We start from the raw sequence: 13,474 nt of genomic DNA on the forward strand, positions 1-13,474 counted from the left end.
CAGTGGGTGGTGCAGACCAACGCGGGGTTGGGGTCGCAGGGTGGGTCGCAGGCGGTGGCGGTGGTGTTCGATCCGGCTGCGGAGACGGTGGTTCGGCTCAGCCCTTACGACAGTGACCTGAAGGACAGCCACAACGTCTATGTGAGTACGGATGGCGCTGAGGGTCGGATCACTCAGTTGCATTGGCTTGCGGGTCTTCCGTCTCGTGCGTATGGGCATGAGTTGAAGCATTTCGCTGGGGTGCCGCATCATGCTTCGCCGGGTGATCTGCTCAGGGGTTCCAGGCGCGAGGGTGATGATCATCTGAACGAGGTGGGGTTCACCGTCTGGGAGCTTGAGCAGATCCGGGAGACGGCTGCGTCGTATGTGGCTCCCACGGTCGAGCCCCGGCCGGCTCTGGTCCCGCTCGGTGTGCCCCGCGACGGTCGTGACCTGTTGTCCGCGTTCGTAGCCTCCGAACCGGCCCTGGTCCGCACCGCGCTGGACGCGCGGCTGCCGGCGGACCTGCGGGAGTTCCTCTCCGATCCGGCCGGGGTACGGGCCGCTGTCGCCGAGTCGGTTCGTACCGGTGTGCCGCAGGGGTCCGAGCTCGGCCGGGTCACCGAGTTGTTGCGGGGCCACGTGTCGGACTATCTGGCGGAGAACGCGGGGCGGTTGCCGGCGGACGTGACCGCGCAGCGGCTCGCCTTCCGGCAGCAACACGAGCGGGACGCGGCGGCGCTCAGCCCCGACCAGGCGCAGCAGCGCGTCGATGAACTCGTGGAGGCCGGTCTCCTGAACCCGGACATCGCGCGGGCACGTCTCGACGAGATGCGGGTGAATCCGGCGGACGCCGGCCGTCACCTGCTTGAGGTGTTGACCGACCCCGATCGCCAGCTCGACTCCGGGGAACTGGCCGCGGTGAAGGCAGCCGTGCAGGACTGGGCGAACCTGTCGAACAGCCCGGCCGGCCGGTTCCTGGCACCGCTGCTGGCCCACGCGGCCGATGCCCGGATGCGGGTCTCCCAGGTCGCCCCGGACGGGGTGCGGCCGGTGGGCGCGTACGGCCCGACCGGGGGCACCCCGGTCAATCTGGCCCGATCGGCCGCCGACCCGGAGCGACCGGGCGTCCACTTCGACGCGCTCGTGCCGGAAACCCCTGCGGCGCTCGAGCTGTCGGCCGTACCCCCGCAGCAGGTCGCGCCGACCCCGCAACCGCCGGCCCCGGCCGCCGACGACGGTCAACAGCAGGTCGTCCCCCTGGCCGCCTCCCCGGACGCGCCGCTGGTCCTGATGGCCGAGGGGCTGCCGGACGACCTGCGGCTCCAGCGCGCGGTGGGCGGTGTGCTGCTGCACGACAGGGACGCCGCACCCGGCCCGATCAGCTCGCGGGTGTTGCCCCCGACCGGCCCCGGCCCGGCCATCCTGCTGCACTCCTCGGTGCTCGACCCGGACCGTCTCGGTGCCGCGCTGGCCGGGATGCGGGCGCAGGACGCCACCATGGCCGTCCTGCACTGGCCGCAGGACCAGCGGGTCACCGTGGCCCGGGCGCTGGAGGTCACCGCGCAGGCACTGGGACCGCAGTCCCTGGCGATGCTGTCGGTGCCCCGGTCGGCGCTGGAGGACCGGCCGACGCCCAGCCCGCAGATCGTGCCGCTGGACGCCAACGGTGAGGTGACCTTCTTCAGCGGGCGGCCCGAGCGGTACCTCTTCCTGCCCGAGGTCACCGGCGCACCGCGCCGGCCCGCCCCGTACGGCCTGCCCGAGCAGTCGCCCGGCGTGTACGGGCTCGGCGACGGCTGGGTGGTCTGGGACGGCGGTAGCCACCTGTGGATCGGGCCGGCGACCGAGCTGGACAGGGCGCGGCGATTGCTGCCGGACACCGGTGGCTGGCTGGCCGAGCCGGTGGTCTTCCTGGGCTGGGCAGCGACTGCGCTGCCGGTCGAGGTGGGTCACCGGGTCGGTCGGATCTTCGGGGGCATGCCCGCTGCCGCGCTGACGAACCTGATCACCTCCGGGATGGGGCTGGACCGGCGCACTCTCGTCCCGTCGGAGGTGTCCGGCCTGCCGGCCGGCGTCCAGTTGAGCCACGTTCCAGGTGGGGTGCTCGCCCACGCCGGTCCACGGCCGCCGGCCGGTGCCACGACCCTGAACTGGTCCGACCTGACCAGCCCGGACCGGCCCCGGCTGGTGGTGGACGAGTCGGTCGACGACCCGGTCGCCGTCGTGGAGGCCGTCCATCGAGGGCTTCCTCCGGGTGCCGGCCCGCTCCAGGTGTTCGTCGCGCCGCCGGCCACCGGCACCCCGGGCACGCCGTCCGGTGCGGTGGACGCTGCCCGGGTGGCGGACCTGTTGCGGGAACGGTTCGGCGGGCGGCTGGAGCTGGTGCTGCCGGTCTCCGTGGTGGGCCGGCAGCCCGCCGGTGCCGACGAGCTGATCCCGGTCGACGCCCGGGGGCAGGAGACCTTCCCGGCCGCCGCGCACGCCTGGCGGGTGCCGTTGCGTCCGGCACCGCCCCGGCAGCCCGGTCCGCTGGGCCTGACCCCGTCCGCCACCGACGGGTACGAGGTGTACCGGGGCTGGACGGTCCGGGAACAGACCGGGGTCGTCCTGTTCGCGCAGAACGGCACCAGCCCGAACACGCTCTCCCCCGACGCCCTGGCGGCCCCCGCGACCGGGGTGGCGGTGGTGATCCAGTCCCGGGGCGGTCCCATCCCGCGCGAGGTGGCCGACGCGGCCACCCGGCTGCTGTCCGGTGTTCCCGAGGCCGACCGGCACGTCCGGGTCTTCGGTAACGAGGCCAGCGCCGGCCCGGCCGCACCCGATCCCAGCGGGTCGTCCGCGTCGGCACCGGCGCGGCCGGCCACCCCGGACCGGCGGGCGCTGGCGCTCGGCGATCCCAAGGCCAACCTGCCGGACGTCGACCGCATCGAGCAGGGACTGCGCGCCGAGGTGGCCCGTCGGGGCGTCACCGTGCGGGACAACGAGTGGGAACAGCTGCGTGAGCGGCTGCTCAACAACTACCCGCAGTTGGTCTCCGCGGACGGCCTCCTGTTCACGCTGGGCGGCATCGAGGTGCGGGCCCGCCTGCGGCCGGAGGACCCGCGGCTGGTGGCGAACCCGGCCGGCTCGTTCGACACGGAGGCGCCCGGTCCGTCGCTGGACGACACCGAGGGCCGGACGAGCGAGAACGGCCGTTTCCACGCCAACCAGTTCACCCAGGGTGTCTTCCAGACCGGTGCGCACAGCCAGTCCGACGGCACCACCACGCGGGCGATGCGGTTGCGGGGTGATTTCAACGTCGACGTGCCGCTCGGCCCGATGACCCACTGGGGGCCCCGCTTCAACGCCACCCTCAACAAGGTCGACCAGAAGTCCGCCTACCTGATCGACGCCGAGAAGGGCCGGGTGCTCGACACCCGCGCGGACTCGACGTTCTACTCGTACGAGCCGGGGTGGTTGATCGAGGTACGCGGCGACGGGCAGCCGTGGCAGGCGGTGGAGCTGCCGGAGCCGGCGGACGGGCAGGAACCGGCCCGGCTGGTGGTGGCGATCCCCGACCACCTGCTGGAGAGCGCCGGCGAGCAGGTGGTCGCCGACCTGCCCGAGCACCTGCGGGACAACCTGACGCGGGTGCCGGAGCTCTTCTCCGCCAGCAACATCACCGGTCTCAACGAGCTGTACGACCACATCATCGACCGGCTGCGCGCCGACGGCTTCGACATGTCCATCGAAAGCCCGATGCGCAACGAGTTGCAGCGCAAGCTGTGGAACCTGGAGACGCACTTCGACGAGGCGGTGAACAACCGGCGTACGCCGGAGACGGACGGCGACGCCGGCGCGATGACCCGGGGCTACGCGTTCACGTTGCACGACGACGGGCACGCGGCGGCCAGCATCCGGGTGTACGGCCGTCGTCTCGGCGGCTCCGTGCAGGTGGGCCTCGGCGGCGGCTCCACGCGGGTGGGCGCCAGCAGCGACAAGGCCCACATCGAGCAGGTGCGTACCGGCATCGTGGGGCAGGGCGGCGAGTTCACCCTCGGGCAGTCCGCCGGGGTGTCCTTCGGTGGCGCGGTGGACCTGCCCTTGGCCGGGCGTCTCGACAATCCACAGGCGTACAAGGAGAACACTACGCTCGGTCTCTCCGCCCGGGCGGGGATGAGCTGGACCAGCAACGACGGTGGTGGCGTCACGGTGGCGTCGCTGAACGTCGTGGTCGGCCGGTACACCGGTCAGACCGTCGGCCACGAGGTGCCCTTCGAGTGGCACGCCGAGGTGTCCACCTCCCGCCGCCCGCGCGAGTGGCCGCATCCGACGCCGGTGGTGAACGGGTCGGCGGTGCTCCGGATGTCCGAGCCGGACGCCTTCGACTACGGGTTCAGCGTCGACGCGGACGCCTTCGCCCGCGATCCCGTCCCCGGTCTGGCGGACGGTGACCTGGCGGTGGTGCCCGCAGGCGGACGACCGCGGTCGGTGCCGCACGACCAGTGGCGGCCGAGGTTGCGCAACACCGGCGTGCACCCGGAGGACACCGGCGGCAACCTGCTGCCCCGGCACGTCATCCAGGGGCGGGGTCTGCTGGGTCAGGCCCTGCCGAGGATCGACAAGCCGGCGGTGCGGCGGCTCCGGGCCGGTCTGATGCAGGTGCTGGCCGGTGAGGGGTTCCTGCCGGCGGACGGGGACCGGCCGTGGGCGCACGGGGAGCAGAACCGGCCGGCGACCCCGGACCCCGGTACGCCCCTGGAGGAACGGTCGCTGCTGGGCCGGATGGTCGACGGGGCGCGGGACGCCTACGACGAGGTCGTCCACCGCGACACCGACGCCACGATCGACAACCTGGACCTGTTCAACAAGATGGTGAGCGGCGACGGCCTGGAGTCGCACTTCGACTCGCTCGTCCAGGACGGCGCCGCGCTCGTCGTCGGCCAGGACCCGCCCGCCCCGGAGGCGGGCATGTCCTTCACCCTGCACAGTTGGCGCAACGCGGTGATTGATACCGCCGAGGTGACCGTCTTCGCGATCCCCCGGATCACCGCGGACGTGGACGCGGACGGCAACTCGGTGCACTTCGAACGGCTCAGCGACGAGGTGAGCACGGTCACCCTCGGGATGTCGCTCGGCATCGCCGGCCAGGGCGCGAGCGGCAACCAGGGCTGGTCGGTGGAGGGCGGGGTGAACACCGCGCTGCCGCCGAGCGTCAAGGATGTCCGGTCCGTCGGACTCCTCGGCGGGTCGGTGAGCCGCAACGTCGGCGCCGCCGAGCGGGTGACCCGCGTGGTCAACCGGCCGGAGCTGAAGGAGTACGGCGGCCGGGTGATGTTCGTCAACGCGCCGTACGACCTGGGCTACGTGGTCCGGATCAGCGACCGGGACGCCCCGATCGTCTCGCCGGAGCTGATCCCCGCCAACGTGCACGCCGCGCTGCTGAAGTTCAACTCCGACCCGGCCACCTTCAGCGAGGTGACCCCCGGCGACGTCGCACCGTCGGCGCTCCACCAGGGCATCGTGTACTTCGTCGACGCGCACGGCCTGCGCGCCGCGGCGCAGAACCAGTTGCCGCGGGACCTGACCCTGGCCGGCCGGCCGATGACCGGGCCGGTGGCCAGCCTGACCAACCACGTCACCTTCCAGGCGCGGTTCATGGAGGCCATGCTCGGCCAGTACGGCGCGACCACCCTGGTCGAGCCCGGCTTCTGGGCGAACACCAATGCCGCGCTCTCGGTCAAGGTGCCCCGGATCCGGAGGGTGCAGTTCGTCGGCGCCACCCCGGACCAGTACGTCACCGGTAAGATCGAGCTGGGCCTGGCCGAGACCGTCAACGCCGCCCACGAGTCGTTCGCGAAGGCGTTCAACCTGCCCAACATCGGCCTCAGCCGCAAGTTCGGCCCGGTCAACGTCGGCTTCGGCGAGTCGGCGGGCGTGCGGGTCAGCAAGAGCGAGACGGTCGAGACCAAGCGCGTCGGCGGCATTGAGATGCTCAAACTGGCCTTCGGCCTGGGGTACGCCTATGTGGCGGAATTCGACGTCAACGTCCGCGCCGGCGTCCGTACGCAGGTCGGGTTCGTCGCCAGCCGGGTCAGCGTGCCACCCGGAGCCGACCTGCGGGACCGCACGATGCTGTTCATCCTGCCGGAGGCGGAGGCCCTGGCGCAGTACGCGGCCGGGAAGCTGCCGGTCAGCGATGTGCAGTTGGTGGACGCGATGGGCCGGTGGTCCCGCGGTGAGCTGGTGCTCAGCGGCAACACCGTGGCGGGGTTGCTCAGCCGGTGGCGTGGCGAGCTGGCCGACCGCGTGGCCGGCGGTCTGCCCGACCTCGGCGCGTACCTGATCCAGCACCGGGTCCAGACGTGGGCGCTGACGCTCGCCGACCGGCACGTGGACCTGGCCCAGCGCGGCGCGGTGCTCGACCCGCGCCGCCGTGAGCGGTTCGCCACCGAATTCGGGATCACCCTGGACCCGAACGCCAACCCGTTCAGCGCGTTGACCATGCCGCCCTACCTGACCCGGACCGGTGACCGGACGCTGGGCCACGCGGGCGTCGACGAGCTGACGCTGTTCACCGGGCCGGCCCCGGCGGACGGCGGGCCGCGCCCCACCACGACCGTGCTGGACGCCGTTCGGGAACTGGTGGACGCCGGCCGGCCCGGGCTGCTCGGGGCCAGCCACGACAACTGGCCGGGGGCGGGGACCAGCTGGGGCGTGCTGATGGTCTCGCCTGACGAGTCGGTGGTCGGCGCGCTGCCCGGCGGCCTCGAAACGCTCCAGTCCACGCTCGCCGGCCAGCGCGCGAACATCGTGTTCGCCGACATGCTGCACCGCTACAACGGCGTGTCGTTCTACCTGGTCGACCAGCGCAACCCGGTGGCGGTCCAGATGTTCAAGCTGGAAATCTCGGCCATCCTGAAAGACCTGCCCTGGTACACCGACTGGGTTGCCGACTACGGCATCGAGAACTACGAGCACGCCTACGGCGCGACCGCTCGCATCATCGGACAGGCGCTGGGCTGGAACCTGACGCCGGCCCGGTTCGGCTTCTCGGTCGACGGCGTCCCGGTGTCCACCGCCGGGTCGCTGTCGTTCGCGCCTGGGGGAGGGCGCGGCGTCAAGGGTGCCGCGCAGGTCGTCCGGGAACGGACCGTATACGACTGGACGGGGCATTATCGGGCCAGGGCCCTCATCGGCCTCATGATGAAGTTCAGCCGGGTGCAGATGCACGGCTGGCAGCCGAGCTACCTGGTGAACCACGTGTTGACGGCCCTGAACAACGCGGCGGACTGGACGTTGCACCACGCGCCCGCCGGTTTCGCCGACTCGATCTCCCTCGCGCCGGTGGAGCCGGTGCTGACCCGTCACTACGAGGGGCGGATCGACTTCAAGGTGCCCCGGGGGCTGGCCGAGGCCACCCCCGTCCCCCGGTCGCCGCAGCTGGACCTGCGCGCGCTGCCGTCGCTGCCCGGCGACGCCTACGTCAGCGGCGCCCTGGTCGACGACCTCTACCCGGCCGCCCGGCACCTCATGGGCAACGTGCTCGGCCCGCAGGCCAACGCCCCGCTGTACCGGGGCAGCGTGGCGCTCGACGGCCTGCTGTCCCGGCTCAACGTCGACAACCACCTCTCCGAAGGGCTGGACGACGGCGGATACCTGCTCGGCTCGCACCTGTTCGTCGCCGGCGCGTCCAACAACCGGGTCGCCATGCGGATGTACGTCAAGCTGCATTCGCTGGAGATCATCAGCGAGCTCGCCACCACCGGCACCGGCCGGTACGCCAAGTTCGCGTTCACCACCTCGGCCACCCAGTCGCGCAGCCGGTGGCGGCCCAACGTCGACGTGGGGATGGCCTACGGCGCGCCGATCGGGAAGACGAACATCGGCCCGCAGGAGGACACGACGGCCACCGGCGGGATCTCCACCGGCGCGAACCGGAACGCGCCGGCCAGCCACAGCGCCACCTTCGACGACACCAAGCGGCTCGAGAACCACCTCAAGATGCAGGGGCGGACGTACCTGGTCCGGATCCGCACCCTGGCGCGTTTCGTCGCGGTCCCGCACCAGCACAGCGCGTTCCACCGCGACGCCGGCCTGGCGCCGATCGGGCCGGAACAATTCGAGGCCGACGACGCCCCCGGCACCGGTTGGGTGAGCGGCGACGGGTATTACGAGATGTTCGCCGACGAGGTACACGAGCTCCAGCGCGGGCTCTCCGAACGGTACGACTGGAAGGCGAACAACCCGGCCGGCTGGCCCGTACCAGCGAGCGACGCGCCCTCGATCGGTCTGGAGGGTCTGCTGCAACGCGCGACCCCGGCGGGCATGGCCGCCGCCCCGGTGGCCGGCCGGGTCATCGACGCCGGCACCTTCGACCCCGGCCAGGCGCCCCAGCACGTGGCTCTGCTGATCCGTGACCAGCTCGGCAACCACTACGACCCGGTCAGCCCGCTCCGGCTCACCGCCAGTGCCGCCGAGCAGACCCGCCTCCGGTACGAGGTGGTACTGGACTGGGCGGTGGGTCACCTCCAGCGGCTCAACGCCGCGCAGCAGGCCGCCGCCGACCTCGCCGAGCTGACCGCCTGGAAGAACCGGGTCGGCAAACTCGCGGTCGGTGCCGCGCTGTCCGCCGCCGACGTGCGGCAGTTCGCCGAGCGGATCCCCCAGATCGTCGAGCGGGTACAGGCGGTGCTGCCGCCGGGCCCCGCGTCGGTCACCCCACCCGAGGAGGTGGAGCTGCTCGCCCAGGACCCGCGCACGGTGGCCCGGGTGGTGGCGTTCGAGCTGAAGACCCACCTCGACCTGACCGTCACCGACGACCAGGGCGCGGCCAGCCGGTACCGGATCGACCCGCAGGGCTGGATCGTCGAACTGCGGGAGGGGCCGGACGGCACGTTCGCCCCGGTCACGGCTGTCGAGGTGATCCACGGGCTCGACCGGGATCTGAAGTTGCGGGCCTTCAGTGCCGCGATCGGCGCGCCGCAGCAACGCGAGATCTACCGCAGGCTGCTGGAACGTACCCCGGTTCAGATGGACGCGGCCGCGGAGCTGGGTCCGGAGCTGGAGACGCACATCCGGCAGGCCCGTGCCGACGCCGACGACCTGACCCGTGAGTGGATCACCGAGGGCCTGCCCACCCGATCGGCGAACCCGCTCGGGGCGCACGTCGCCCGGCACGACACCGACAGCCCGCAGACGCGGGCCGGTCAGGCGCGGCGGCTGCTGGCTCCCGTCCTGCCGCCGGGATGGACCACCACCGGGCCACTACCCGAGGTGCCCGCCACGCTGCGCCCCGGCACCCGACTGTGGATCACCCGCCCCCAGGGTGCCTTCGCGGCGCGTGTCGACGCCGACGGCACCTACCGGCTCTACGACCCGCTCGCCCTCGGGACGGCCGAGCGGACCCTCACCGCCGCGCAGTTCCAGGAGGCGGTGACCCTCGCCGCACTCCCGGTGGTCAGCGAAAACGCCACGCCGAAGACCGTCATCCTCGTGGAGCCCGACGTGCTGACGAGCTGGCTGCTCCAGGACGGCGACTGGGCGGCGTCCCGGCAGTTCGCGGAGGACAACCTCTCGGTGCTGCGCGCCGACCCGACCGCGGCGCGGCTGACGCAGGACCAGCAGCAGGCCCGGCCGGCGGCACCCCCGACCGCGCCGGCCCAGCCCGAAACCGTCCAGCCCGAGACGACCCCGGCACCCGCCGGCGATCCGGTCCTCGACCGGCACCGTGCCCTGCTCGACGCCATCCGTGCCGGACAACTGACCGCCGCGTACGACTACCTCGACGCCGCCGACGCGGCGGCCCGGCACCGCGTGCTCGCCGACGCGGTGGCCGCGGTGACACCGACCGCCCCGATCGACCCGATCGACCCGACCGCCCCCGCCGGGCTGCGGGCGCTGGCGGACCTCGTCGACGCCGACCCCCGGGTGACCCGCCCCCGGCCGGAGCCGGAGGCCGTCTCCGACGCCGGCATCCTGCGGGCCGTGGCCGCCGTCCTCGACCCGGCCGTCGGCGCACTGGACACCTTCCGGGCCATCGCCTCCGCCGTGGAGACCATCAACCCCCCGCAGAACTGGCCGGACACCCTGCAAGCCCTGGCAGAGCTGCCCACGGCAGCCGGCTGGGACGCGGCGACGCTACGCCACGTTCTCGACGTCAACGAACGGGGGCGGTACCTTCCGGTCGACAGGCTGCTCAAGCGCCTGACCCCGGACGACGCCGCCCCGCTCGCCGCCGCGGTGACCGCGTCCGGGACGACCGCGACCGACCTGGCCCACGCGTGGCGGGACGTCTCCACCGCCGCCGACCTGATCCCGGCGCTGCCCCCACCGGCCGCCACCTGGGCCGGCACGGCGGACACTTCACTGCCGCCGGCCGACGTCGTGCACCATCCGATGCCCCCGGTCACCGCCGCCCTCGACGAGTGGCTCGCCATCGACAACTGGGACGACTCCCGCACCTTCCTCGACAGCCACGGGACGGAGCTGCTCTCCGACCGGGCGCACAGCGCCCTTCAGATCCGCCGGGCGGGACTGCCCCACCACGACGTCGACCTCGCCGCCCGCGACGCGCTGCTCACCCTGGCCCGCTACGGCCACCTCGACGACGGATACCGGTACCTGCTCGGCCCCACCCCGCCGGCGTCGGCAGCGGCCGGGACCCCGAACCCGCTGCGGGGAGCGCCGACCGGGCGGCAGGAGTTGCTGACCAACCTGCTGGCCCGGCCGGACGTAGCCGACCCGGCCGCCGTGTCGGCCCTCGGCTACCTGGCCGCCACCCTCGACGGTCCGGTCGACGCCGTGGACGCGGCGATCCTGCGCCTGACCGCCGACGCGCTCGCCGGCCTGAACATCGCCGACGCCGCCGTCACCACGCTGGTGCGGGACGCGCGTCAGACCCTCTCCGCGCCGCAGCGGCAACAGTGGGCCGAGACGATCCGCAACCTCGCTGACAACGCCACCGGCACCCGTGGGCCGGCACTGCGTCACGTCGCTGACCGGCTGTTCACCACGACACCGGATCCCGATCCGGCCCCGGATGCTTCGGACGCTTCGGACGCTTCGGACGCCGAGGTGGCCCGGGTGCGGCAGGTGACGCGGGAGCGCCTCCAGCAGGCCACCCAGGAACTCCAGCGCACCGTCGACGACCTCCGCCAGGCCCGCCGGGACGAGGCCGTCGCCCACGGTGCCCGGGCCGTCGCGGAGGCGTCGCTCGACGCCGCCAGGACCGCCGTCACCCGGGCCGAAGGCGAACGGGCCCGGCTCGAGGCGAACATCGACCACCTCGACCGGGCGATGCCGGAACTCGAAGCGGAGGTGACGCGACGGGAGAGGCTGGAGTCAGCGGCCCGGCAGACCGTCGACGACCCCGCCACCAGCCAGGACGAGTCACGGCTGGCCGCCGCCCGGGCAGAGCTCGACCAGGCGCGGCGGGAACTGGACGCGGCCCGGACGGCGCTGGATAAGGCCACCGGCGACCTCCGCAAGGCCGGAGCGGATCTCGACCGGGTCCGCGCGGAGCTGCCGGACCTGCGCCGGCAGGTCGAGACCGCGAGCGAGGAGTTCCGGGCCCGCGACGTCTCGGCGCAGGCGCACACCAACACGGTACGGATGCTCGACGAGGCCAGGACCGCCCGCGAGGCCGCCCGGGACGAGGCGCAACAGCAGGTGGACGCGATGGCGTTGTCGGTCCCGCCGGTCCCGCGCGGCACCCCGGTCGTGGACGTGGACACGGCGCTGGCCGACATCGCCCGTTCCGGCCACGGCCGGTCCGTCATCCCGGAACTGGAACGCACGGTACGCACCCGGCACGGCGGCACGGTCCCGGCGCGCGTGGTGCTGAGCACCGACCCGACCCGGCAGGCCGACAACGCCGCGACCGCCGCGGCGGACGAGACCGCCGTACACGAACGGGACCGGGTACAACTGGCCCGGGACCTCGCCGCGGCCCTGGCGGTCCGGGTCGAACTGCGGGTCGACGGCGGCATCAGCGCCGAGCCGCCGTACCTCGCCTACCCGGGTGGAGAGGTGGTGCGGCTGGACATCACCGGTCGCCCGGAGACCCTCGACGACGCCGTGCGGCGGCTGCCGCAGCGCGTCCAGGACGACCTGGCCGCCCTCCGGGGTCGGCCCGACGTGAACTCCCGGCTGGAGATCCTGCACGAGGCGGAGATCGAGTCGCGGCAGGACTTCGCCACGGCGGTGGCCGCCCTGGTGGAGAACCTGAACCGACACCAGGGATACCTGGCCCACCGGTGGGTCACCCAGGCCGTCCCGCCGGTCGACGCCGCCGGCCTCCGGGCCTTGGCCGACGGCCTGGACACCAGGGCCTGGCCGGAGCCCACCAGCACGCCGCCGGCCGGACCGGTGGAGACCGGCCGCCCCGACGCCGTGGCCGCCGCCTGGCTGGCGTACATCCCGCAGCACCGCGCCGACATGCTCGCCGACATGCTGGACGCCGTCCCCGGGCTCGGGTTCACCGTGGGCCGACCGACCCGTGAACTGCCGGCTGACCAGCGCCCGGGTGCCCGGGTGCTGGCCGTGGCCGGGTCCACGGCCGCCGCCGGGGTGGTCCTGCCCACCACGCAACTGCACTGGTACGAACCCGCCCGCAACCAGATCCACACCGGCAGCATGCAGATGCTCGGCACCTGGGCCAAGGGCCGGGCCGGCGAGGACGCCCGAGCGGACGACATCTGGTACATCGTCCTGACACCGGACGGGACCGACCGCCCCCGTGACCCGTCGGCCCTCGCGCGCCAGGTGGACGTGGCAGCGCGGACCACGTCGACGTCGACCCCGCCGGTCGAGCCGGACCCTTCAGCGGGCGTGGCCGGTGCGGTACGCGGTGACGTGTCGCTGCCGGGGGGTGCGGCGGCGTCTACGTGGGGTCCTGCGGAGGGTTCGTCCCGGGGCGGCGTGAAAGAGGTGCCGTCGTCGAAGTGGGCGGCTGGGGTGGAGCCGTCGGTGGTGTGGGTTGATGGTGGTTGGCGTGTGTCGTATCGCAGTGCGGAGGGTTTGCCTTCGTGGGGCGAGATGACGCGGGTGGAGTCGGATCGGTTCACGTGGCGGGGTCGGGCGCCGCTGGAGTTCGTGCCGACGCCGGGGGACGAGGGCGGGCGTCCGTTCCGGGTGGTGACGGCGGGGGAGCAGGCGGGGGTTCGGGTCCACGTCGACCATTGGGTGCAGCGTGGTGAGTCGGGGACGGTGGTGTTCCGTCTTCGGTTGGTGCCGGATGCGAACGTGGCGGAGGACGCGATTCGGGCCACGTTGGGTGCGGTTGAGCAGTGGGTGGTGCAGACCAACGCGGGGTTGGGGTCGCAGGGTGGGTCGCAGGCGGTGGCGGTGGTGTTCGATCCGGCCGCGGAGACGGTGGTTCGGCTCAGCCGGTACGACAGTGACCTGAAGGACAGCCACAACGTCTATGTGAGTGGGGATGGCGCTGAGGGTCGGATCACTCAGTTGCATTGGCTTGCGGGTCTTCCGTCTCGTGCGTATGGGCATGAGTTGA

The 13,474-nt window shown here is 73.0% G+C and carries 1 protein-coding gene; it reads left to right on the forward strand.

Annotation, left to right across the window (positions count from 1 at the left end; genetic code table 11):
* Nucleotides 1-312: 312 nt before the first annotated feature.
* The coding region (locus B0E53_RS24325) for a hypothetical protein (RefSeq protein ID WP_246835567.1) at nucleotides 313-13,474 on the forward strand (13,162 nt) is incomplete at its 3' end.

The organism is Micromonospora sp. MH33, assembly GCF_003013775.1.
Taxonomy (GTDB): Bacteria; Actinomycetota; Actinomycetes; order Mycobacteriales; family Micromonosporaceae; genus Micromonospora; species Micromonospora fulviviridis.